At 61.4% G+C, this 21,456-nt stretch carries 22 protein-coding genes; 6 read left to right on the top strand and 16 right to left on the bottom strand.

The annotated features are described in order from the left end of the window. The first annotated feature begins 60 nt into the window (after positions 1 to 60). The 3 genes from ruvA (at position 61) to GEOBRER4_RS04585 (ending at position 2,668) form a co-directional block, all read left to right on the top strand. A complete protein-coding gene (gene ruvA, locus GEOBRER4_RS04595; protein ID WP_085813621.1) occupies positions 61 to 660 on the top strand; it encodes a Holliday junction branch migration protein RuvA in 600 nt (199 codons plus the stop codon). A 105-nt stretch (positions 661 to 765) separates the two neighbouring features. After that, complete coding sequence (gene ruvB / locus GEOBRER4_RS04590; RefSeq protein WP_085813622.1) at positions 766 to 1,779, top strand: Holliday junction branch migration DNA helicase RuvB; 1,014 nt, start codon at positions 766 to 768, stop codon at positions 1,777 to 1,779. Positions 1,780 to 1,963: 184 nt separating this feature from the next. Further along, positions 1,964 to 2,668, top strand: coding sequence for a DnaA/Hda family protein (locus GEOBRER4_RS04585; protein ID WP_185244418.1), 705 nt, complete (start codon positions 1,964 to 1,966; stop codon positions 2,666 to 2,668). A 193-nt stretch (positions 2,669 to 2,861) separates the two neighbouring features. Here GEOBRER4_RS04585 and ettA read toward each other — a convergent pair whose 3' ends face one another. From ettA to trpB, 9 genes are all read right to left on the bottom strand, one after another. Continuing rightward, a complete protein-coding gene (ettA, locus tag GEOBRER4_RS04580; RefSeq protein WP_185244417.1) occupies positions 2,862 to 4,763 on the bottom strand; it encodes an energy-dependent translational throttle protein EttA in 1,902 nt (633 codons plus the stop codon). Between the two features lie 209 nt (positions 4,764 to 4,972). After that, a complete protein-coding gene (locus tag GEOBRER4_RS04575; RefSeq protein ID WP_185244416.1) occupies positions 4,973 to 5,923 on the bottom strand; it encodes a hypothetical protein in 951 nt (316 codons plus the stop codon). A gap of 72 nt (positions 5,924 to 5,995) precedes the next feature. Next, a complete protein-coding gene (locus tag GEOBRER4_RS04570; protein ID WP_185244415.1) occupies positions 5,996 to 6,622 on the bottom strand; it encodes a hypothetical protein in 627 nt (208 codons plus the stop codon). Between the two features lie 65 nt (positions 6,623 to 6,687). After that, complete coding sequence (locus GEOBRER4_RS04565) at positions 6,688 to 8,259, bottom strand: hypothetical protein (protein WP_185244414.1); 1,572 nt, start codon at positions 8,257 to 8,259, stop codon at positions 6,688 to 6,690. 60 nt (positions 8,260 to 8,319) lie between these two features. Next, on the bottom strand, positions 8,320 to 8,694 hold the full coding sequence (locus tag GEOBRER4_RS04560) for a hypothetical protein (RefSeq protein ID WP_185244413.1): 375 nt from the start codon (positions 8,692 to 8,694) through the stop codon (positions 8,320 to 8,322). 65 nt (positions 8,695 to 8,759) lie between these two features. Then, a complete protein-coding gene (locus GEOBRER4_RS04555) occupies positions 8,760 to 9,794 on the bottom strand; it encodes a hypothetical protein (protein WP_185244412.1) in 1,035 nt (344 codons plus the stop codon). A 401-nt stretch (positions 9,795 to 10,195) separates the two neighbouring features. Next, positions 10,196 to 10,693 carry an LEA type 2 family protein gene (locus GEOBRER4_RS04550; protein ID WP_185244411.1) on the bottom strand — a complete coding sequence of 166 codons (498 nt, stop codon included), beginning with the start codon at positions 10,691 to 10,693 and terminating at the stop codon, positions 10,196 to 10,198. 118 nt (positions 10,694 to 10,811) lie between these two features. After that, positions 10,812 to 11,501, bottom strand: a complete 690-nt coding sequence (locus GEOBRER4_RS04545) for a transglycosylase SLT domain-containing protein (RefSeq protein ID WP_085813631.1) — start codon at positions 11,499 to 11,501, stop codon at positions 10,812 to 10,814. Between the two features lie 239 nt (positions 11,502 to 11,740). After that, the gene (gene trpB, locus GEOBRER4_RS04540; RefSeq protein WP_185244410.1) at positions 11,741 to 12,931 is read right to left on the bottom strand and encodes a tryptophan synthase subunit beta; all 1,191 of its coding nucleotides are present in this window, start codon (positions 12,929 to 12,931) and stop codon (positions 11,741 to 11,743) included. Between the two features lie 266 nt (positions 12,932 to 13,197). Here trpB and GEOBRER4_RS04535 point away from each other — a divergent pair, with 266 nt between their 5' ends. Further along, positions 13,198 to 13,674: a tRNA (cytidine(34)-2'-O)-methyltransferase gene (locus GEOBRER4_RS04535; RefSeq protein ID WP_185244409.1), complete on the top strand. Its 477-nt coding sequence runs from the start codon at positions 13,198 to 13,200 to the stop codon at positions 13,672 to 13,674. Between the two features lie 12 nt (positions 13,675 to 13,686). Next, a complete protein-coding gene (locus tag GEOBRER4_RS04530) occupies positions 13,687 to 14,010 on the top strand; it encodes a cupin domain-containing protein (protein WP_185244408.1) in 324 nt (107 codons plus the stop codon). Positions 14,011 to 14,020: 10 nt separating this feature from the next. On the opposite strand, the gene GEOBRER4_RS04525 is transcribed toward GEOBRER4_RS04530, so the two are convergent. Further along, positions 14,021 to 14,605: an exopolysaccharide biosynthesis protein gene (locus GEOBRER4_RS04525; protein WP_185244407.1), complete on the bottom strand. Its 585-nt coding sequence runs from the start codon at positions 14,603 to 14,605 to the stop codon at positions 14,021 to 14,023. A 225-nt stretch (positions 14,606 to 14,830) separates the two neighbouring features. Here GEOBRER4_RS04525 and GEOBRER4_RS04520 point away from each other — a divergent pair, with 225 nt between their 5' ends. After that, entirely contained in the window at positions 14,831 to 15,331 is a 501-nt protein-coding gene (locus GEOBRER4_RS04520; protein ID WP_085813636.1) for a rubrerythrin family protein, read from the top strand. 76 nt (positions 15,332 to 15,407) lie between these two features. Here GEOBRER4_RS04520 and GEOBRER4_RS04515 read toward each other — a convergent pair whose 3' ends face one another. From GEOBRER4_RS04515 to GEOBRER4_RS04490, 6 genes are all read right to left on the bottom strand, one after another. Beyond that, the gene (locus GEOBRER4_RS04515; protein WP_185244406.1) at positions 15,408 to 16,145 is read right to left on the bottom strand and encodes an alpha/beta hydrolase; all 738 of its coding nucleotides are present in this window, start codon (positions 16,143 to 16,145) and stop codon (positions 15,408 to 15,410) included. A 33-nt stretch (positions 16,146 to 16,178) separates the two neighbouring features. Then, the gene (locus GEOBRER4_RS04510) at positions 16,179 to 17,858 is read right to left on the bottom strand and encodes a sensor histidine kinase (RefSeq protein WP_185244405.1); all 1,680 of its coding nucleotides are present in this window, start codon (positions 17,856 to 17,858) and stop codon (positions 16,179 to 16,181) included. 208 nt (positions 17,859 to 18,066) lie between these two features. Next, a complete protein-coding gene (locus GEOBRER4_RS04505) occupies positions 18,067 to 18,960 on the bottom strand; it encodes a sensor domain-containing diguanylate cyclase (RefSeq protein WP_185244404.1) in 894 nt (297 codons plus the stop codon). A gap of 175 nt (positions 18,961 to 19,135) precedes the next feature. Then, on the bottom strand, positions 19,136 to 19,975 hold the full coding sequence (locus GEOBRER4_RS04500; protein ID WP_185244403.1) for a formate/nitrite transporter family protein: 840 nt from the start codon (positions 19,973 to 19,975) through the stop codon (positions 19,136 to 19,138). A gap of 16 nt (positions 19,976 to 19,991) precedes the next feature. Then, entirely contained in the window at positions 19,992 to 20,291 is a 300-nt protein-coding gene (locus GEOBRER4_RS04495) for a hypothetical protein (RefSeq protein ID WP_185244402.1), read from the bottom strand. Between the two features lie 76 nt (positions 20,292 to 20,367). Next, entirely contained in the window at positions 20,368 to 21,288 is a 921-nt protein-coding gene (locus tag GEOBRER4_RS04490) for a TerC/Alx family metal homeostasis membrane protein (RefSeq protein WP_185244401.1), read from the bottom strand. Between the last annotated feature and the right edge of the window lie 168 nt (positions 21,289 to 21,456).

The raw sequence follows: 21,456 nt of genomic DNA, 5'->3' as shown, positions 1-21,456 counted from the left end.
CACCATCGTCAATTGTCAATCGTCCATTGTCAATTGGTTCTAAATGGCTCCGAGGTTTCTATGATCGCCCTTCTTACCGGCAAACTCGCCTACAAGTCCCCCGACTTCATCATCCTGGACGTGAACGGCGTCGGCTACCAGGTGCACATCCCCTTCTCCACCTACTACACGCTGCCAGCCGAAGGGGGCCCGCTGTCGCTGCAGATCCACACCTCGGTGAAGGAGGACGCCATCAACCTGTACGGTTTCCGGACCCAGCAGGAGAAGGAACTGTTCCAGCTTTTGATCGGCGTCTCTGGCGTGGGGCCGAAGCTCGCCACCGGCATACTCTCCAACAGCGAGCCCTCCGAACTGGCTGATTCGCTGGTCAACGGCAACCTGGCCCGGCTCTCCGCCATTCCCGGCATCGGCAAGAAAACAGCCGAGCGCCTGGTGCTCGAACTGAAAGAAAAGATGAAGAAGCTAGGGCTCGCGCAGCCTCAGCCAGGCGCCGCCCCCACCCCGGCCAAGCAGGAGATCAGGGACGACGTGCTCTCCGCGCTCATCAACCTGGGATACAAGGAAGCCGTGGTGCAAAAAGCACTGGCCGAACTGAAGGTCACAGACGACACAACGGTCGAGGTCGTGCTCAAGCAGGCGCTGAAGATATTGATGAAGTAGGCGTTGCAACAGGCGAAATGCCTACGGCATCCCCCTTGACCTTTACCTCCAACTGTTATAATTTGGCCCCTTGCATTTTGCAGGATTGCCGCAGCAAGGAGAGCCATGACCCGCCTCATCAGCGCAGATAAATCTGAAGACGACCTCCTAGAGGCGTCGCTGCGCCCGCGGGCGCTCTCCGACTACGTGGGGCAGGAAAAGGCGAAGGGAAACCTGGGGCTTTTCATCGACGCGGCCCGCGGCAGGGGCGAGGCGCTGGACCACGTGCTCCTGTACGGCCCGCCGGGACTCGGCAAGACCACGCTGGCCAACATCATCGCCTGCGAGATGGGGGTCAACATCAAGTCGACCTCGGGACCTGTCATCGAGCGCCCCGGCGATCTCGCCGCCATCCTCACCAACCTGGAAGCGCACGACGTCCTCTTCATCGACGAAATCCACCGCCTCTCCCACGTGGTGGAGGAGATCCTCTACCCCGCCATGGAGGATTTCCAGCTCGACATCATCATCGGCCAGGGGCCGAGCGCCCGCACCATCAAGCTGGACCTACCGAAGTTCACCCTGGTCGGCGCCACCACCAGGGCCGGGCTCCTTTCCTCTCCGCTCAGGGACCGCTTCGGCGTCATCTCGCGCCTGGAATTCTATACCCACGAGGAACTCGCTTTCATCATCACCCGCTCCGCCCGCATCTTCGGGATGGCCATAGCCCCCGACGGCGCCATGGAGCTTGCGCGCCGCAGCCGGGGGACTCCGAGGATCGCCAACCGGCTTTTACGCCGCGTACGCGACTTCGCCCAGGTCCGCGCCGACGGCGTGATCACCCGCGAGGTGGCCGACCAGGCGCTGGCGCTTTTGGAGATAGACGAGATGGGGTTCGACATGATGGATCGCGCCATCCTGCTCACCATCATCGACAAGTTCGGCGGGGGGCCGGTGGGGCTCGACACCATAGCCGCCGCCATCAGCGAGGAAAGCGACACCATCGAGGACGTTTACGAGCCGTTTCTGATCCAGAACGGGTTCCTGAACCGCACCCCCAGGGGGCGGGTCGCCACCGCCGCTGCCTACAGCCACTTCGGCAGGATCGCGCCGGAGCCGCCGCAGGGAAAACTGTTTTAAACCAATTGATAATTGACGATTGACAATTGACAATGGATCTAGCTTCACGACCTTCCGTGATCATTGCCACCTTTGCAGTCACTGTCACCAGTTGAAAGGACTTTTGGTTTTAACTGTCAATTGTCAATTGTCCATTGCCAATTGGTTTTAGGGCGTCAATTGTCAATTGAAGTTATGAGGTTTTATGCAGTTCATCTTCGACTTCCCAGTGGTGCCGCGCTTTGGCTTTGAGAACTTCGTGGTCTGCGGCGGCAACAAGACCGCCTACCAGTTCGCGAAGAAGCTGGTCGAGGACCCGACTGAGAACCTTCTCTACGTCTACGGCCCGGAAGGCTCGGGCAAAACCCACCTCTTGACCGCCCTCTCAAATGCCATCGACGGCAGGTACTTCTCCTTCCGCGATGCCGGCTCACTCTACGGCGCCGGCGTCGGCAGCGAGGGCCCTTCGCGGCTTGCCGAGCACTTCCAGGACGCGAACGCGCTGGTGCTGGACGACCTGCACCTGCTCCCCAACCTTCAGGAAGTACGGGTCGAGCTTTGGGAACTGTTCAACGCCTTCTACAGTTCCGGCCGCAAGATCGCCATCTCCGGCTTGATGCCTCCGAAGGAGCTGCCGCACCTGGACGGGCACCTGACCAGCCGCCTGCTCTGGGGGCTCGTCGCGCGCATGGACGTCTCCGACGACGATTCCAGGAGGATGATCCTGAAGAAGCTTGCCGAGGACCGGCAGATGGCGCTTCCGGACGACGTCATCGACGAGATGCTCTTGAGGGTGCGGCGCGACATCCCGTCGCTTGTGTACGCGCTGGAGAACATCAACCGCTACGCCATCTCGACCAAGAGAAAGGTGAGCGTGAGGCTGGCGAAAGAAACTCTTAAAACCAATTGACAATTGACGATTGACAATTGACGATTGACAATTGACGACGAGAAGCGAAAGACAATTGACAACGAGAAACAACAACTGAAAAGGCTTCTGAAGCAACCTCTGTAGAGGAAGTTCAGAAGCCTTTTTAGTGTGTGGCGCCGGAGTTAGTGAGGGTTTACGTTGTCAATTGTCCATTGTCAATCGTCAATTGGTTCTAATTGCCTTTCTTCGTCTCCAGCTCTTCCCAGCGCTCGAACGCCTGCGCCAGTTCCGTTTCCAGCCTGCCGTAGTTGGCGGTGATGGCGGCGATACCGCCTTCGACGGTGCCATAGCAGGAAGGATCTCCCAACTGCGCCTCGACCTCGGCGAACTCCTGCTCCAGTTCGGCAATCCTTAGCTCCAGCTTTTCCAGTTCGATCCGCTCGGCGTAGGTGAGCCCTTTCTTGGGCTTCTCGGCCCTGGCAGCCTGAGCCGCATCCTTCTTCTCGACCCGCTGCGCCACTGCCGCCACGCGCGCGGCTTCCCTGCGCTCCCTGTAGTTGCTGTAGTTCCCCTCGTAAAAGGTCACCTCCCCCTCCCCCTCGAAGGCAAGGATGCCGGTGGCGACCTTATCCAGGAAGAAGCGGTCATGGGTGACCATGAGGACACATCCCGGAAACGCCGCTATCGAGGCGTCGAGAAGCTGCAGGGTGGGTATGTCGAGGTCGTTCGTCGGCTCGTCCAGCACCAAAAGGTTCGAGTCCTGCAGCATGAGCCTTGCGAGGATCAGCCTGCTCTTCTCGCCGCCAGAGAGGCTTCCCACCGGGCGCCGCCGGTCCTCCGGGGAGAACAGGAACTCCTCCAGGTACCCGATCTTATGCCGCTTGTCACCTGTCGCCGTGGCGACGTAGTCCCCCTCGCCGAAGAAGTCGTAGACGGTCTCGTTCGGGTCGATCACCTCGCGCAACTGGTCGAAGTAGGAGATCTTGGTTTTCTTGCCGACCACGACCTTCCCCTGGTCCGGATCATCCTCCCCCATGATCATCCGGATCAGGGTGGTCTTGCCGCAGCCGTTGGGACCGATCACGCCGACGCGGTCGCCGCGCTTCATGCCGAAGGAAAGTTTCTTGATCAGCTTCTTCTCGCCGAAACCCTTCCCCACACCGTCAAGCTCCAGGATGGTGCCGCCCAGCCCCTCCTCGGTGTTGAAGCCGATCTTCAGCTCCTTGCGCGCCGGGCCCGCCAGGCTCTCCTCGAGGGCATAGTAGCGGTCGATGCGCGCCTTCTGCTTGGTGGAGCGCGCCGGGGGGCCGCGCCTGATCCAGTCGGTCTCGGTGCGCAAGAGGTTCAAAAGACGCGAACGCCTGGTCGCCTCGTTCAGGAGCCGCTCCTCCCGCTGCTCCAGGTACCTCGAATATCCCCCCTGGTAGGAAATGACGGCCCCCCGCTCTAGCTCCAGCATCCGGGTCACCACCTCGTCCAGGAAGTAGCGGTCGTGGGTGATCAGCATCACGGCGCCGGGGTACGCCTTCAGGTGCTCCTGCAGCCATTGGGTGGTGTCGGCGTCCAGATGGTTCGTCGGCTCGTCGAGGAGCAACAGTTCCGGGGCCTGCAGCAGGAGCTTCGCGAGCGCCACCCGGCGCTTGGTCCCTCCCGAAAGGGTGCCTATCTTCTGGTCGCGGTCGGGGAGTTGCAGGTGGGTCATCATCTCGGAGACCCGGTGGTCGGTGTTCCAGCCGCCGTGGTGCTCGATCCAGGCGGAGAGCTCCCCCTGGCGCGTGAGGAGCCGGTCCATGTCGGGAGGGTTTTTCGCCATGCGCTCGGAAAGCTCGTTGAAGAGGGCCATCGCTGCGCGAATCTCCCTAAGCCCCCCCTCTATCTCGGCGGCAACAGTGGAGTTTTCGTCCAGCACTGGCTCCTGGCTCAGGTAGCCTACGCTCGCCCCGCGCTTCATGGCGATTGAGCCGCCGTCGTGGTCCTCGATGCCGGCTAAGATGGTGAGGAGCGTGGATTTCCCGGCGCCGTTGGCCCCGATGAGGCCGACCCTCTCCTCCTCCCCCACAGCGAAGCTGACCTGGTCCATAAGCTCCCTGGAGCCGAAACTTTTGCAAAGCCCTGTTACGTCTATTACGTTCATGCAAACTCCAAAACCGGGGGGAGGCGTGACTGACTCGACCCTCGGGGAATGTCGATACCGCTAAAGCGTCGCAGCCTTTGGCTGGCGAAGCGCCCTAGTATCGCATGACCCTTGGCAGTGAGGGAAGTCCGAAATTGAAAATAAAAAGGCAGTGGGCTCTTTCGGCCCACTGCCAGTACTGCTTCTCCGGGTGAATCCCCGCGGGATATCTACTTCAACACGAACGCGACCTTCGCGCCGGTCAGGAAATCCGATTTCTGTGCCGCGGCGAAGATGGCCACCGCGTCCTGGTCGGAGACCTGCAGGTCGGAGGCGGTCACGGTCCCAACCGCTTTCACCACCAGCGGGTTCTTCACCCCCCTAGCCTCGAGCGCCGCCTTTCCCTTCTCGACGCTGTTCACGTACTCGCCGCAACCCTGCTCCACCAGGACCTTTTGGCTCACCTTGGACGGGTCATAGAGGAGCTCGCTCTTCACGCTGAAGACGCGGTTGATCAGGGCGGCCCTGAAGTTCTGGTCCGTGGCGTCGATGACGAGCCCGTCGTAGGGAATAGCTGGGGGCTCCGGCTGCGGCTCGGCCTTCGGCTCGTAGACCGGCGCAGGCTTTCCTTCCACCTCGGTCACGCTCTTCTTGGCCTCGGGGTCCTTGAACAGCTTATCGTAGACGTTGGAGGCGAACCCTTTGGGTCCGTGCAGGCCGATCTTGATGAAGGCGATGGCGGTGTCCTTCTCCTTGCTGTAATCCTGGAACACGACCTGGGAGCCGCTGATCATCGCCTGCACCGCGGAGCGGATGCTGTCGCTTTGCAGCACGCCGTCCTTAACCAGCGTGTCCCCGACCAGGGCGAACCCGTTCAGGTACTCGGCGAGCGAGCGCTGCGCCACCACCACCGCGGCGCGCTTGGCCATCATCTCCCGCTGCGCCTGGCTCTTCATCTCAGGGTTCCCGACCGCCTCGCCGTAGAAGAGGATCACGTCCTGCTCGAAGGCGGCGCCGTCGTCGCGGGCAGCCCCCCCGCCGGTCACCGAGAGTTTCTGCGTGCTAAGCCAGGCTTTAGCCTTGGCGAAGGTGTCGTCGATCTGGTTTGCGCTCTCTTCATCGGCCCAGGCCGTGCCGGCGAGAAGCGCCAGCAGCAGGGCCGCCATTACTATCTTGTGCATCGCTTTGTCCTCCGTTGATCTTTTGCAGCTGCAGCGGGACCCCGATGCGCCGGTTAGTCCTGAGAAGCGGCTTTACTCGAAGCCTTCGATCCGGTCGGCGATCTTCTCAGCCAACTCCCTGGTGTAGTAATCGCCCCCCTTGCTCCCCTGCTCCTCCTCCCGGTATTCGGAGAGGATCTTCCCGTCGGAGACCCGCGCAAGCTTCAGGTCGGTCTTAAGGACCGTCTCGGCGTCGTCAGGGATGGCCGAGGGGGTCGGGGAGAGGATCGCGGTGTTCGCCAGGATGCCGGCCCTCTTGGCCCGGTCCACGGCTGCGGGATCGATGTAGCTGTCGAGCTTTCCGCCCACAAGGTAGTCGAGCCCCTCGCGGCGGGCTATGTCGATCTGGGAGCGGATGTTGTAGTTGTACGGGACGTCGAGCGGGACCACCACGACCTTCTTTTTCAGCTGCTTTTCGATGCCGCCGGCCAGCTCGGCCGCGAAGATGACTGGCATCCCGCGCTTGTTGCACCTCCCCGCCTCGTTCTTGGTCTCGATATCGTTATAACCGGTTTCCTTCAGGACCAGGTCGGGCCTGCACTGCTGAAAGCCCACCACCCCCACCTTGTACTCCCTCTTGGTCGAGGAGCACCCTGCAACAAGGGGGATCGCCATCGCCACGGAAACGAGAAACACCATCCTGGATTTTCTCAACGACATGCTTTTCCTCTCTGTCACCCGCTACCCGGCTTACCGGGCGCGGGGTAGTTAGCGCCACCGGCGCGCTACATCCTGTTGCCGGTGTCGAGCCTGTCCAAAAGGAACTTCGCCTGCCGGTCGTCAGGGGAGAGCCTGAGCGCCTCCGAAAGCGACTTCCTGGCGCTGCCGATATCACCCTTCTCGTACTCGAGGAGCCCCAGCGACTTCCAAAGCAGCGGGTCCTGCGGGAACTTGACGGTCCCTTCCAGGAGCGTTGCGGCGGCCCCCGCCTCGTCCTTCATCTCCTTCTGGCAAAGCCCGAGGTAGAAGTAGGTTTCCGGGGAAGGAAGTATCTTCAGGTTTTCGGCGAAGTATTCCGACGCCTTGCCGTAGTTGCGCTGGCGGAAGTTGCGGCCTGCCTCGATCATCGCCTCGGTGCTCTTGATGCGGCGCTCCTCGGCGGAGAGGTGGGCGTAGGGCCCCTCAGGGGGGGCTGCAGCTTGGGGAGCTGGAGCCGGAGCGGGGGCGGCCTGCGCCTGGATGATGCTGGTGAGGGTCATCCTGCGGCCGAGCGTCTTCTCGTCGATCGGGATGCTCAGGTAGAGCTGCACGAAGGTGTCGACGTCGACCGACTTCTCCACCACGGCGGCGGGACGGAACTGCTTGATCGCTGCGCGGGTAGCGTCGTCGAGGTTCCCGGTCACCGGGCAGTCGTAGCCGTGCAGGTAGAGCCACTGCTGCACGTTGTGGTTGCGCTGGAAGTCGTTCATCCGGTAGTAGCTCTTCTTGACGGCGGAGAGCACCACCTCGTCCGACTGGGCGTCGTCGTCGATCAGGCGCCAGTAGGGGATTGCGAGGTTCTTGCCCACGATCTGGATCATGCTCGCCTCGACCAGGAGCCTCACCGCGTTGTGCCGCCCCTGGACCTTCTTCACCGACCCCTTGCTCCCGAAGGTGGGGCCGAAGAGGGTGACGCCGATCTCCTTCTCGCTCAGCGCCTTGGTGACCTCCATGGAGTTCACCGTGTTCATCCGGGCGATGCCGGCCATGGTCCTGAAGTCGAGCAGGTTGAAATCTAGGGTGATCCGCGCCAGGCCGGTCTTCGTCTGATTGGAGTAGTCGAGGCCGATCCTGTTCGAGGGGACCGGGACCTTCAGGGGGACCTCCCCTTCCGCGCCGAGGTCGACGCCGGAGCCGCGGGTCTCTAAACCCCGGTCGAACTCGGTGATCCCACCCGAGACCACCACGTCAGGGATCAGCTTCTTGTCGAAGTTGGAGTACCCGGTGGCCATCTGGTTCTGGATGAAGGCCGGGTCGTAGGGGATGAACACCACGTTGCCCCCGATGGAGTTGAGGGCGCTTTTGATCATCTCCGTGATGTCCTTGGGGATCTCGCCGCCGGTCGCCATGGCGGTCCCGGTGTTGTCGCCGATGGGGTTGCTCTGGATCTTGAGCGCGCCGGTATCGTAGATCTCGGTCATGAGCCCCAGGTTACGAAGGGCCTGGGTGTAGCTGGTGATCTTCTGGACCGGGGCCGTCTCGGGCAGCTTCACGTCAACCTTCGACGGGCTGACCGAAGCGCACGCCCCGAGGAGTCCCGAGGCCACGAGCACCAGGGCGAGCCTTGCCCGCGTTGTTTTGAAAAGCACTGTCTTCATGTGTCCCTCTTGGCAATGAAATGATGGTGCCAACCGCAGATGCTGCGGGGCAATGGACTTCTAGCGCCCGATGACCTGGGTCTTGTCGCCGCGGCTTTGGTCGATGATGACGATGTCGCCACGCACGCTGCCGCCTATCCCCAAAACCACGCTGTTCAGGTTTCCCGTAGCGGGCGCACTGGGGGGTGCGCTCACGCCGCCGCGCACCGACGGCATCTGGCGGGTCGCGGCCTTGGCGGCGACGTCGGCCTGGCTCATAGCGTTGCGCCTGATGAAGCTGATGTTCCTGTCCTTTTGTCCCAGTTCGTCATCGCGCTCGATCGACTCGTCGTACGGCTTGGAGATGCCGTCGTCGAGATCGGAGGCGCAGGCGAAGCTGGAGGACCAGAGAACGAGCAGGCAAAGCGCGAGGAAGATCCTTGCCGTCTTTTCCATGTTTTCCTCCTGTGGCGTAAGCGGCACCGCCGGCAATCCCGGTGCCGGTGCCGCTTCGGCTTTCCCTACTTGACTACCACCGATCCCATGTTGGCTTCATTGCCGACGCCGACCGCGATGTTGGCCGAGCCCTGGTTGTTGGAGCCGTTGAGGATGGCGCCGTTCACGTTGGAGTTCTCCACGGAGACCGATCCCATGTTGGCCTTGTTGCCGTAGCCCACGGCGATGTTGGCGGCGCCCTGGTTGTTGGAGCCGTTGTAGACGACACCCCTTACATTGGAATTCTCGACGCTGGTGGAGCCCATGGTGGTCTTGTTGCCGACGCCGACCGCGATATTCGCTGCCCCCTGGTTGTTGGAGTTGTTGTAGATCACGCCGTTCACGTTGGAGTTCTGGATCTCGGTGGACCCCATGTTCGCCTTGTTGCCGTAGCCGACCGAGATGTTGGCGGCGCCCCTGTTGCTGGAGCCGTTCATCACGCCGCCCTGGACATTGGAGTTCTGGATGTCGGTGGAGCCGACGTTGGCCTTGTTCCAGCCGCCGACGGCGATGTTCGCAGCGCCCTGGTTGTCCGAGCTGTTGCTGACCCACCCCTGGACGTTGGAGTGCTTGACGGTGTTGGAGCCCATGGTGGCCTGGTTCCCGACGCCTACCGCGACGTTGGCCGCCCCCTGGTTGTTGGAGTAGTTGCTCACTCCCCCCTGAACGGTGGAACCGACGACGGCGGTGGAGCCGACACTGGCCCGGTTGCCGGCCCCAACGGCTATATTGGCGGAACCCTGGTTGTTGGAGTAGTTGAACACGGAGCCGTTCACGTTGGAACCGGTCACGGTGGTGGAGCCGACCGCGGCCTTGTTACCGGAGCCGACGGCGATATTGGCGGAGCCCTGGTTGTTGGAGAAGTTCTCCACGTAGCCGTTGACGCGGCTGTTCTGGATGGTGGTAGAGCCGACCCGCGCGGCATTGCCACCGCCTACGGCTATGTTGGCGGAGCCTTGGTTGCTGGAATTGTTGATGACGATCCCGTTGACGTCGGACCCGGCATGGGTCACCGCTGCGTTCAGCAATACCGCGGTCGTTACCACCAAAAGCTTTTTCATGTTTTTACCCTCCCTAATTAAATTACTGAGAAATATTACTGCATATCAATTTTTGGCGAATCGGCGCCTGGAAGCCTTTATTAGCGCAGCACAATACCAACTGGCTGTCTTTTTATCAACTTAAAAAACAGTTTTACTCTCAGTCGCCTCCATCTCACAGTGATATGTGCTTTCAGGTTTGACGGACATTATTTCAAAACTCTTCAAATAATTTTTTATGTCAGGAAGAAAAAGTGCAGAAAGACAAACGGCGGACATTGAGCCTGACAGTGGGGGGCAGGAAAACCTGAAGGACGGGCTAGCGCGGGATTAAGAGTATACGGGGCGGAAGAAAGCGGTCTTTATACAAGATCGCCCCCTCCCCTTGCGGGAGGGGGTTGATGGTGGGGGAAGCGCCTCGTTTAGAGGGCCTTGAAGAAGTCGCTGATCCTGCCGAAGAGCGCGGAGGGGCGGTACTCTTTCGGGATCGCGTAGGTGCCGGTGCGCTGCACGGGGACGGTCATCTCCCCCACCGGGGTCTCCATCTCGAGCCCTGCGGCCAGTTGGTACGGTATCCGGTCCGGGTCGGGCTTGCGCTTCAGGATCTCGATCAGGTCCTGGTAGCTGATCCTGATCGGGATGCGGAAATCGGCCTCCCCACCTGCCGGGAAATTCACCTTCTCTCGCGCGCCCCCCTTGGCCAAAGGGAGCGCCATCACCCTGAGATCGTAGCTGTACCCCTCGAGTTTCACGTCGAAGCTGTTGGGGTTCTTCACCTTGAGGTAGAGTTCCATCCCGGCGCCGGTGGGGTCCAGCGAGACCACGCTCAGATCCTCCACCGTCACCACCGGGTGGGTGACGAAGCTGGTGCAGCCGGAAAGGGCGACGACGGCCAACAACAAGAACAATATCTTTTTCAAAATCTGACTCCTGCTTTTCAACGGCGCTCGACACGCCCGCTGCTGGAAAGAAAAAGGGCGGACCCCAAAAACGGGCCCGCCCACTATAGCACAACCGAACTTCAAACGGCAAAAAGGACTAGCTGTTGCTGGCTACTTGCTGCAGCATCCCTTTTTCCATCTCGTGCAGGATCTCCGCACGGAAGCGCTTGCGGACTTTGTCGTAGGCCCTGGCCGCGGGCCCCACTCCGCAATAGAGCCTCTTGGCCCTTGCCATATTTCCCTTTGCCATGCCGAGCTTCTCCTTGAGCTCTTTCACCGCAGCCTCAGCGCACTTCTCGTCGTCCCACATGTCCTGCGGCGTGTATCCATGGCTTGCGGCCCTCTCCGGCATCAACTGCCAGACCCCCAAGGCTCCCTTGACGGAGACCGCTCTAGATGACAGCTTGTAGCTGCCGGTTTCCGCCAGGGCTATCTCAGCCAGGTCCAGCGGTGTGAATATGGTTCCCTCAGTCTTCTCGTAGCAGATCTCCGCGAGCCATTTGGCCCGGGCGGGGGTGGTTCTGCGTGCGAAGGTCGCGTAAATGGCGGGAACCAGTTTTTTCCTTCCGTCCAGTACTGCCTCCTTGGGCAATTCCATCTGCGTGGCGGGGGTGGAGGCGGCGGCGCTTTGCGCCGGTTTCTCGCTTCCTTCCGCCCAGGCAAGCAGCGCCCGGTCCGCCTCCGAAACAACCGGAGTGACCGGTACCTGCGCCTGTTGCAGGTGTGACTGGTCGCACGATGCGGTCAACATGAGCATCGCGACCAACAACAAAGATTTTCTTTTCATAGATCGCTTGTGAATGGCTTTTGCCGGCTTTAAGTAGCTTTACATAAATGTCGGTAGTGAAGCCTGCGCCAATCTCTCCTTTCATTAAAATGCAGGTGGCTCGTCGCCAACCTGAGTGCTCTAGTGTAGCCAAAACCGACAACATTGCAAGAAATACATTAGATTCTTGTAACAATAGTCGATAAAAAGGGAGACCCGCTCAGCGGCTCTCCCCCACTAAAACCTCAGGATTTCGTATATTAAAGCTGTACCCCCATAACGTCGGCCACGGTATGGATGTCCTTATCGCCCCTGCCTGAAAGGCAGACGACGATGCTCTCATTGGCTGACAGTGTCGGCGCCAGACGCAGTACGTGTGCTACTGCGTGCGACGATTCCAGCGCCGGGATGATCCCCTCCTCGCGGGTCAGTACCTGGAACGCGTCCAGTGCCTCCTGGTCGGTCACGGAGACGTAGCTGGCACGCCCGCTCTCCTTAAGGAAGGCGTGCTCGGGTCCCACGCCGGGGTAGTCGAGCCCGGCGGAGATGGAATGCGCGTGGGCGATCTGACCGAAATCGTCCTGCAAAAGGTAGGTCTTGTTGCCGTGCAGCACCCCCACGGTCCCGGCGCAAAGGGGAGCTGCGTGCTTGCCGGAGTCGATGCCGAAGCCTGCGGCCTCGACTCCGATCATCTTGACGCTCGCGTCGTCGCTGAAGGCGTGGAAAAGGCCTATGGCGTTGCTCCCGCCACCCACGGCCGCCACCAGGTAGTCGGGGAGCCTTCCTTCCGCCTCCAGGTGCTGCGCCCTCGCCTCGTTGCCGATGATGGCCTGGAAGTCGCGCACCATCGCCGGGTACGGGTGCGGCCCCGCCACGGTGCCGATGATGTAGAAGGTGTCGGCGACGTAGGTGACCCAGTGGCGCATCGCCTCGTTCATGGCGTCCTTCAGGGTCGCGGTGCCGGAGGTGACCGGGGTGACCTTCGCCCCCAAAAGCTTCATCCTGAACACGTTGAGGGACTGGCGCCGGATGTCCTCCTCGCCCATGAAGACCTCACACTCCATGCCGAAGAGAGCCGCCACCGTCGCGGTCGCCACGCCGTGCTGCCCGGCGCCCGTCTCGGCGATTACCTTCTTCTTCCCCATCTTCCTGGCGAGCAACGCCTGGCCGATGGCGTTGTTGACCTTGTGGGCGCCGGTGTGGTTCAGGTCCTCGCGCTTCAGGTAGACCTTTGCGCCCCCGAGCTTGCGGGTCAGCTTCTCGGCAAAGTAAAGCGGATTAGGCCGCCCGACATACTGGCGCATGTAGTAGGCGTACTCCTCCTTGAACCCCTTGTCGGTGCGGTAATGGTTGTACGCTTCCTCGAGTTCGAGGAGCGCCGGCATCAGGGTTTCGGAGACGTATCTGCCGCCGAAACGGCCGAAGTGTCCACTAGTGTCAGGCGTGCTCAAGTTGGCCTCCAGAAGGTGTTTGAAGGGGGGAGTATAGACTATCTGTCGATAAATTGCAAGCTTACAGAACCGGCGTCCCTGTCAAGCCCCCGGGGTTACTGGCTTTTAGCCGTTTATCTTTGCCTTATTTTCCGCTTTGAGATACAAATATCGGTTGCTTTTCAGGCACTGTTTCCGGGATGGAAAAGAGACATTTTCAAAGCTGTCATTGCCCGGCTTCCACCTGCTGAGAAAGCGGTGAATCTCACTGTCATAGAGGACGCCCCATGCCACAGACGAAACCTTTTCACATAGTCCTCGTCGAGCCGGAGATACCTCCCAACACCGGCAACATCGCCAGGCTCTGCGGAGCCACCGGCACCATACTGCACCTGGTGGGGAAGCTAGGCTTTTCCACCGAGGACCGCTACCTCAAAAGGGCGGGGCTCGATTACTGGAGCGAGGTGGAGATCCATTACTGGCCCGACCTCCCCGCCCTGCAGCAGGCCTATCCGGGGGGAAGGTTCGTCTACACCTCCAAGAAGGCCGAAAGAAGCTACCTGGGCTTCTCCTTTCTCCCCGGCGACTTCATCGTTTTCGGCAAAGAGACCAAAGGGCTTCCCGAGGAGCTGATCGATGCCAACCAGCAGACCGCCGTCCGCATCCCGATCCCCTGCAAGGTCCGCAGCCTCAACCTCTCCACCTCGGCAGGGATCGTCCTTTACGAGGCCCTGCGCCAAACCGGAGCGCTCGAAGGCGCCTGACAAGGAGTAAGCATGTTTGCAGAAGGGAACCCCGAAGGGTACCAGGAGGTGCTCGAGGGAATCAGGCGCAAGACCCTGGTTTACGGCGAAAAGACCCTGATGGTGGAATTCCTGCTGGAAGAAGGGGCACGCCTTCCGCAGCACGCCCACCCGCACGAACAGACCGGCTACCTGGTGCGCGGCAGGATGAGGCTCACCATAGGGGGAAAGGCGCGCGATTTGCGCGCAGGCGACAGCTGGTGCATCGGCAAAGGGGTGGAGCACGGCGCGGAGGTTATCGAGGAGTCGGTGGCCATCGAGGTCTTCTCACCGGTGCGCGAAGACTACCTCCCCTGACGACCTGCTCTCAGAGCGTGTTGTAGACGAACATCCCAATGCTGACCCCGATCACCACGAAGGCAATCAGGGCAAGCAGCCCGTCCCGCGCGATCAGGGCCAGGCCGAAGGCGGTGAGCGCCAGGCCCGCTGCGTGTGCCGAGAAGGGGACCAGTTCCATGACCGGCATTACCGCCCCGATGGCGACGCAGAAAAAGGAAATGAGGTGGATCCTCCACCCCTTGACGAAGGCGGGAAGCCGCGGCCTGAGCCAGCGGTCGACGAACCTGGCGGCCGGCCGCAGCCACCCGATCACCTTGGAGATCTTGCGCTGCTCAAAAGAGCGCTTGAGCACCCAGCGCGGCAACCAGAAATGGTCCTTGCCGAAGAGGATCTGGCCCGCGATCAGCACCACCAGTATCCCCATCGTGGTCGGGAGCCCCGGCATGCCGCTCAAGGGAGAGGTCATGATGAGCCCCACCAGGAGCAGCAAGGGGCCAAACGACCTCCCCCCCACCGACTCGACGATGCTACCCAAGGTGACACGCCCCTCCTCATCGGAGGATTCACCGATACGATCGAGCATCTCCTCCAGAGTGTTGATCTCCTGGGTCATTTGGGGCCTCTAGGACATCCTACCTTTCCAGCGCCTCGCTGCCTTCAGCACCACGAAGGTTACATTAGAACCGATGCATGTCAAGACTCATCCCCTTACCGCGCATCCCTCACAAAGCGCAAAAAACGTATACAAATCAGACAAATATAATCTTAAAGCACCCTTGACTGGTTCCACGCAGCCGCTATATTCAAGCATCACAAAAATCGTCTTAGGAGGAACCAGATGTCCACGAAAGAGAATCTTGCCGAGGCGTTCGCAGGGGAAAGCCAGGCCAACCGCAAGTACCTGGCCTTCGCCAAGAAGGCTGAGGCCGACGGGCTGCCGCAGGTGGCAAAACTGTTCCGCGCCGCGGCCCACGCCGAGACGGTCCACGCCCACGCCCATCTGCGCGCCATGGGGGGGATCAGGAGCACCGTCGAGAACCTGAAGGAGGCGGTCGAGGGGGAAGGGTTCGAATTCCAGAAGATGTATCCCCCCTTCCTGGAGCAGGCAAGGGCCGAGGGAGACCGCGCCGCGGAAAACTCCTTCAAATTCGCGCTGGCCGTAGAGGAAGTGCACCACGGCCTTTACCAGCAGGCGCTCTCCGCGGTCGAGGCGGGAGCCGATCTGGCGGAGCGGCCCGTCTACGTCTGCGAGGTGTGCGGCAACACAGTCTACGACGCCGCGCCCGATAAGTGCGAGGTCTGCCTGGTGCCTAAGGAGCGCTTCACGCTGATCGGCTAGCTCCAAACAATAAGGGGACAGAGTGCCCCAAGGCGGCCTGTCCCCTTTTACTCTCCCCGCCTGTCGTTTGCCCCCCTCAAGGGTTCCTGACTGCCACCCGCCCGGTGGCGGCCCAGTCGTTATGCCCCCCCTCGATTTCGCGGTAGATGGCCCCCGGCTTGCTGTCGGCCAAAGCCTTGGCGAACCTTGCCGGGATGACCTCGTCGCCCCGCATGGCGAATATGTCCAACCGCCCTTCGTACCCCCGCAAGGAGTCGACGTTGTCCCAGTCGTCGGCCAGAAGCAGGCGCACCGGCAGAAACGGGTAGTGGTAAGCGGCCACCCGGTGCAACTGGTCGAACGGCGCCACCAGCACGATCTTGTCCGGGGCCGGGTGCTCGCCGGCCAGGACCGAGGCGGAGCCGGTTCCAAGCGACTCACCAAGTACGCAGACCGGGATGCGCGGGAAGCTCTCCCTGAGCAGGTGGTAGGCCTGTCTCGCGGCGGCGTCGAAGCTCGCGCGGGAGGGAGCCCCGGGCCTTGTGCCGTACCCGGGATATTCCAGGATGTAAACCGAGTCGTCCGGCGAAAACGAGGCGAGGGCGTAGGCGCGGTCGCTGGCCTGGCCGCCGTTTCCGTGCAGCATGAGCCAGACGTTTTTCGGAGAGGGGACCTTGCGGGCGAAACCGATCAGCTCCTGGCGGTGGCGCCATTCGGAGAGGCCGTTGTTGCCGCTTCTATGTGTGGGGAAATAAAGGAGCTGCCTCTGCCAGGTGGCCGCGGCGAGAATCAGGGCCAGGAGGCAGACCAGCAGCAGTATCGCCAAGCGTAGCATTTGTGCCGCTCCTTGCAGTCGGGCCGGAATTTCTCAGGAAAGGGTAAAGTAGATGGTGGCTCCGGCGTCTATTTCCCCCTGAGCCCAGACGCTGCCGCCGTGCCGCTCCACGATCCGCTTCACCGTGGCAAGGCCGATGCCGGTACCCTCGAACTCCGAGCCGTGCAGGCGTTGAAAGGGCCCGAAGAGCTTGTCCTGGTAGGCCATGTCGAAGCCCACTCCGTTGTCCCGGACGAAGAACAGGTCCCGCTCCCCTGAGCTCGACTTCCCCACCTCGATCCTGGCAAGGTCCCTCCCCCTGGAATACTTCCAGGCGTTGCCGAGCAGGTTCTCCAGCAACTGCCCCAGAAGCACCCGGTCCCCATGCGCCTGAAGGCCAGGCTCGACCACCAGTTCGCCCCTGCGCGCCGGCTCGCTCTCCAGCAGTTCGTTGCCGATCACGCGGGCCAACTCGCTCAGGTTGACCGGGACCTTCCTAAGTTCCGACCTGCCGATACGGGAGAGTTCCAGCAGATCGTCGATCAGGTCCCCCATGATCCGGCTGGAATTGCGGATGCGGTCCATGTACTGCTTCGCCTCCTTAGGCAGTTCGTCGCCGAATTCCTCCTCGATGATGGCCGTGTAGCTGTTTATGTGGCGCAGCGGCCCGCGCAGGTCGTGGGAGACCGAGTAGCTGAAGCTCTCCTGTTCCCGCATGGCAGCCTCCAGTCGCACCGTCCGCTCGGCCACCCGCAGCTCCAGCTCCTCGTTCAGCTTCCTGAGCTCCTGCGCCATTCGGCGGCGCTCGGTTACGTCCCTGGAGACGCCGAAAACGCCGACGACGTTACCCTTGCCGTCCTGCAGGGGGCCCTTGATCGCCTCGAGGACCCTCGGCTCCCCGTCCGGCGACAAGATATGGAGCTCATGGGTGTAAGTCTCGCGGGTCTTGAGGATGAGCCGGTCCTTCTCCATTGCCTTTTGCGCCACCTCCGGGGTGAAAATGGCGGAGTCGTCGTTGCCCAGTGCCATGCCCGCGCTGACCCCCGTCATGACCTCGGCCGCGCGGTTGAAGAGCAGGTATTGCCCCTGCAGGTTCTTGACGAACACCGCGTCGGTGGTCCCCTCGATCACCGCGTGAAGCAGCTCGCGGTTTTGCAGCATTGAGCTCTCGACGCAGGCGCGGTCGTCGATGGTCAGGCGCAGTTCCTGGTTCAGCGCGAGCAACCGCCGCTGCTCGCGGTCGTACTGCTCCAACAGCACCCACAGCATGATCGAACAGCAAAGCGCGCTCGATACCAGCCCGACGGCCAGATCCGCCGTCCTGTCGGACGCCGCCCCATAGTGCACCACGGAGCCCGGGAACTGGAGCTCAGCCGCCAAGAGGAGTACCGCATCGCCGACCGCTATGAGTAGCAGCAGCCAGCGCGTCCTGCCCCGGAAAAAGATGGGAGCGTAGAGAAAGAGGCAGAAAAAGAAATAGCCGACACTCCCGCTGGTGCCGCCGCCTGGAAACCAGACCAGGTTCAGCAGAAAGAGCAGCAGGAAGAAGAAGGCCTTGACATGATGCGTTCCCCTGCAGGCGCGGCGCAAGAGCCAGAACGAGCTGAGGCCGAAGCACAAAAGCGCCGCGTTGATCTCGCCGGGGCGGTGGTGCAGGTAGTTTGTCGGGATGATGACGAAAAGGGAGATGACAGTCGCAGCAAGGCAGAGCAGCCGGAAGAGGGGCATTTCCATGCCCTGTTCGTCTATCCTCCAGATACAATTTCTGAGCCTTGCAACTAGAGATTCCATAGTGGTTTGTATGGCCTCACTCGAGTGCAGCAAGATTGCGGAACTTGAGAAAGGGACACACTAACACATGAAATCTTATTTACAAAGAAAAATTTTAATGGGACCTGCCTCAACAAGACGTGGCCGCATCGTTACCCTTGCGGCAGGCGCTCTAACGCAGGGTCACCAGGTTGCGCCCGCAGGCCTTGCTCCGGTACATCTGGGCGTCCGCCCTGGTGATGATGCTTTCGGCGGTGTCCCCGCTCTCGGCGATGGTCCCCCCGATGGAGAGGGTCACGCCGATCCTCTCTCCCCCTTCCATCAAGAAGGAGCGGGCCACCGCGGTCCTGACCCTTTCCGCTATCGTGGCCAGCGCGGGGAGCCTGATGGAGGGGAGAATGGCCACAAACTCCTCCCCCCCCCAGCGTGCCACGGTGTCTACCTTCCGGAATACGCTGGAGACGGTTTTCCCCACCATGCGCAGCACGTCGTCCCCGGTCTTGTGCCCGTAGCGGTCGTTGATGCTTTTGAAATGGTCCACGTCCATGAAGAGCACGCCGAAAGACCTGTAATGCGTCTGCCAGTCGTGCAGCCTGGAATCGAGCGACATGTCGGCCAGCCTCCGGTTCCCCACCCCGGTCAGCGAGTCGACCAGCACGTCCTGCTTAAGCTTCTCCAGCGCGGCGAGGATCTGCACCGCGTTCGAGTTGTCGGTGAAGATCTGGACCGCCCCAACTATGGCGCCCTCTTCGTCCCTTACCGGAGAGGTGCGCACCTGCACCGGGAGACGGTAGCCGTGCTTGTGGTGCACCAGCACGTTGGCTTCCCGGACCTTGCCGTCTTCCATGGTCGCCGACAACGGTGACCTGACCTCGCAGTCGTAGCCGTCTATCTCCATGTGACGCAGGATGGAATCGTGGCATTTAGAGCCCAGCACTTCCTCTGCGCTGTATCCGGTTATTCTCTGCGCGGCACTGTTCCAAAAGGAGATGCGCCGGTCCAGGTCGACGCAGTAAAGACCGTCGAAAAGGCTGTTCAGCAACTTGTCGGATGACACCCCTAGCATAAGCCACACGCTCCTTGAACAGGCGCCAGCATAGCGCCTTGATATTGCCGCTCATGACGAATATTATCGGCGCTTATGCAATTGACTTTAAGGATTTTATCTATGCACTGTTTTGCTAGGGAAGTGTCAGGCAGGATCCGGCCTTGAAGGGGGGAGAAAGGGACGCCGGTTAAGGCTAGGATGCGTCGCCTGGCCGGGACTGCCGGCTGCGCCGCCCGTCCACCTTGAGATGGACGTACCAGTAGGCGAAGGCGACGAAAAGCACGCCCCCTAGGATGTTGCCCAGGGTGACCGGGAGGAGGTTGTCGCGGAAGCAGGCGGTCCAGGTAAGGCCCGGCACCTCCCGCCCCTGGGCTGCGGCCAGGAGCAGACCGGTGGGTATGAAGTACATGTTGGCGATGGAGTGCTCGAAGCCGCTGGCGACAAAGGCCATGATGGGGAAATAACAGGCGAAAAGCTTACCGGGGATGTCCCGTGCCGCGGTGGCCATGAAGACGGCGAGGCAGACCAGCCAGTTGCAAAGCATCCCCCGCACCAGGGCCACGGTGAAGGGGAGCTGGCATTTCACGGCTGCGATTTTGATGGCGTGGTCGGCCACTCCGGGGGCGGTCCAAAGCTGCGAAGCGAACATCATGCCCGCGAAGATGAGCGATCCCGCCAGGTTCCCCAGGATCACGATGACCCAGTTCTCCAAAAGGTGCCCCCAGGTGATCTCGCCGTGCAGGGCGGAGCTGGCCAGCATGCTGTTGCCGGTGAAGAGTTCCGCCCCGCAGACCACCACCAGCATGAGCCCCAGCGAGAAGACGCTGCCGGAGAGGAAGGCGGCCACACCCCTGCCGGCGACCTGCGCCGCGTCGTGGCTCACCACCGTGGCGAGCTCTGCGCCGAAGCCGATGTAGAACCCTGCCAAAAGGCTCAGCACCAGGGTGCGCAGCCGGGACTGGGTCAGCACCCTTTTGCCGTTCTCCACGATCGACTTAACCGTCTCTGCTGGGGTCAGGTACTGCTTGTCCATCGAGGCTCCCGGCGGCTCAGCGCCCTCTTTTGTTCATCATCTTGCGGACGATGACCAGTTGTGCCGTGACGTCAACTGCCAGTACCGCGGTGGTGAAGTAGAGCAGCCACCAGCGCTGGTCGAAGAAGGCAAGGCAGTTGAAGAACATGTACAGGGCCACCACCCAGGCGAGGAGCCTGCGCACGCCGCGTACAGCCCCCTCGCCGGCGGAATCCGCCCCGGCCAGCATGGTGATGGAGGGGGCGGCGTGGTAACCGATGGTGGCGTCGATGAAGATGAGGAAGATGTTTGCGACGAAGATAAAGGTAAAGATCATCCCTTGATGCTCCTGTTGGTTCAGTGCGGAATCTAAAGGAAATCGCCTGCCGAATCAAGGAGAATAAAGGTCTGCCTCAACCCTTCTTCTTCACGGCGATGCTTGCCCAGACAGACGCCCCGATTATGGAAGCGATTATGGCGACGGAAAGCAGGGGGGGGAGCTTGAGCCACTGCGCGAAGACCAGCTTCAGCCCTGCAAAGGCGAGGACGCCGGAAAGGCCGTAGTGCAGGTATGGGAAGTCGCGCAGGTTATGCTCGAGCGCGGTGTAAAGGGCGCGCAGCCCGAGGATGGCGAAGATGTTGGAGCTGTAGACCACGAAGGGGTCGCGGCTTACCGCAAATACGGCTGGGACTGAGTCGATGGCGAACATGACGTCGGTGAGTTCGACGGCGATCAGCGCCACGGCGAGCGGGGTGAGGTAGAGCTTTCCCTCCCGGCGCACGTACCAGCGTCCCCCTTCGCTGTCTTTTGAGAGCGGGAGGTACCGGGAGAGCCGTTTTATCAGCTCGCTTTCGCTTTTCTGGGCAGGGTCCTCGACGGCCGCCCGGTAGGCTGTGAAAAGGAGCATCAACCCGAAGGCGATGGCGAGCCAGTGGAAACGGTTGATGGCGGCGATGCCGATGAAGATGAAGATGGCGCGGAAGACGAGGGCGCCTATGATGCCCCAGAAGAGCACCTTGTGCTGCTGCTTCGCATCGACCTCAAGGGAGCGGAAGATGATGAGGAAGACGAAGAGGTTGTCGACGCTAAGGCTTTTTTCCATGAGGTAGGCGGCCACGTACTCCTCGGCCCGCTCGGCGCCGAAAAACCGGTACACCACGACGGTGAAGAGAAGTCCGGCTGCGATCCAGACCGCGGACCAGAGGTAGGAACTTTTCCTCGAGGTCCCGTGTCCCCCCCGGTGCATGACGAGGTCGACGGCGAGAAGAAGCACCACGGTGATCCCGAAGAGGGTCCAGCCCCACTGGCCGCTCATGCCTGCAGAAATCCCCATCTCGCAACTCCTTGACCGGTACGGCCTTACACAGCTGGCGCCCCCTAGTGCCCGGACCCTACGCGTACGCCCCGGGCCGGACCAAGCAAGATTTTAGACGAAGTCGATGAGAAAACAACGGGGCCCTCCACAGGCTGGCCTTGCAGCCGTCCCGATAAAAAAACGGGC

Source organism: Citrifermentans bremense, assembly GCF_014218275.1.
Classification (GTDB): Bacteria; Desulfobacterota; Desulfuromonadia; order Geobacterales; family Geobacteraceae; genus Geomonas; species Geomonas pelophila.
This window is presented reverse-complemented; position numbering and strand designations above follow the sequence as displayed.

Bases quoted from the DNA above. Each gene is read 5' to 3' on its own strand.
- ruvA (WP_085813621.1), top strand. From the start codon at position 61: ATGATCGCCCTTCTTACCGGCAAACTCGCCTACAAGTCCCCCGACTTC.
- ruvB (WP_085813622.1), top strand. From the start codon at position 766: ATGACCCGCCTCATCAGCGCAGATAAATCTGAAGACGACCTCCTAGAG.
- GEOBRER4_RS04585 (WP_185244418.1), top strand. From the start codon at position 1,964: ATGCAGTTCATCTTCGACTTCCCAGTGGTGCCGCGCTTTGGCTTTGAG.
- ettA (WP_185244417.1), bottom strand. From the start codon at position 4,763: ATGAACGTAATAGACGTAACAGGGCTTTGCAAAAGTTTCGGCTCCAGG.
- GEOBRER4_RS04575 (WP_185244416.1), bottom strand. From the start codon at position 5,923: ATGCACAAGATAGTAATGGCGGCCCTGCTGCTGGCGCTTCTCGCCGGC.
- GEOBRER4_RS04570 (WP_185244415.1), bottom strand. From the start codon at position 6,622: ATGTCGTTGAGAAAATCCAGGATGGTGTTTCTCGTTTCCGTGGCGATG.
- GEOBRER4_RS04565 (WP_185244414.1), bottom strand. From the start codon at position 8,259: ATGAAGACAGTGCTTTTCAAAACAACGCGGGCAAGGCTCGCCCTGGTG.
- GEOBRER4_RS04560 (WP_185244413.1), bottom strand. From the start codon at position 8,694: ATGGAAAAGACGGCAAGGATCTTCCTCGCGCTTTGCCTGCTCGTTCTC.
- GEOBRER4_RS04555 (WP_185244412.1), bottom strand. From the start codon at position 9,794: ATGAAAAAGCTTTTGGTGGTAACGACCGCGGTATTGCTGAACGCAGCG.
- GEOBRER4_RS04545 (WP_085813631.1), bottom strand. From the start codon at position 11,501: ATGAAAAGAAAATCTTTGTTGTTGGTCGCGATGCTCATGTTGACCGCA.
- GEOBRER4_RS04535 (WP_185244409.1), top strand. From the start codon at position 13,198: ATGCCACAGACGAAACCTTTTCACATAGTCCTCGTCGAGCCGGAGATA.
- GEOBRER4_RS04530 (WP_185244408.1), top strand. From the start codon at position 13,687: ATGTTTGCAGAAGGGAACCCCGAAGGGTACCAGGAGGTGCTCGAGGGA.
- GEOBRER4_RS04525 (WP_185244407.1), bottom strand. From the start codon at position 14,605: ATGACCCAGGAGATCAACACTCTGGAGGAGATGCTCGATCGTATCGGT.
- GEOBRER4_RS04520 (WP_085813636.1), top strand. From the start codon at position 14,831: ATGTCCACGAAAGAGAATCTTGCCGAGGCGTTCGCAGGGGAAAGCCAG.
- GEOBRER4_RS04515 (WP_185244406.1), bottom strand. From the start codon at position 16,145: ATGCTACGCTTGGCGATACTGCTGCTGGTCTGCCTCCTGGCCCTGATT.
- GEOBRER4_RS04510 (WP_185244405.1), bottom strand. From the start codon at position 17,858: ATGGAAATGCCCCTCTTCCGGCTGCTCTGCCTTGCTGCGACTGTCATC.
- GEOBRER4_RS04505 (WP_185244404.1), bottom strand. From the start codon at position 18,960: ATGCTAGGGGTGTCATCCGACAAGTTGCTGAACAGCCTTTTCGACGGT.
- GEOBRER4_RS04500 (WP_185244403.1), bottom strand. From the start codon at position 19,975: ATGGACAAGCAGTACCTGACCCCAGCAGAGACGGTTAAGTCGATCGTG.
- GEOBRER4_RS04495 (WP_185244402.1), bottom strand. From the start codon at position 20,291: ATGATCTTTACCTTTATCTTCGTCGCAAACATCTTCCTCATCTTCATC.
- GEOBRER4_RS04490 (WP_185244401.1), bottom strand. From the start codon at position 21,288: ATGGGGATTTCTGCAGGCATGAGCGGCCAGTGGGGCTGGACCCTCTTC.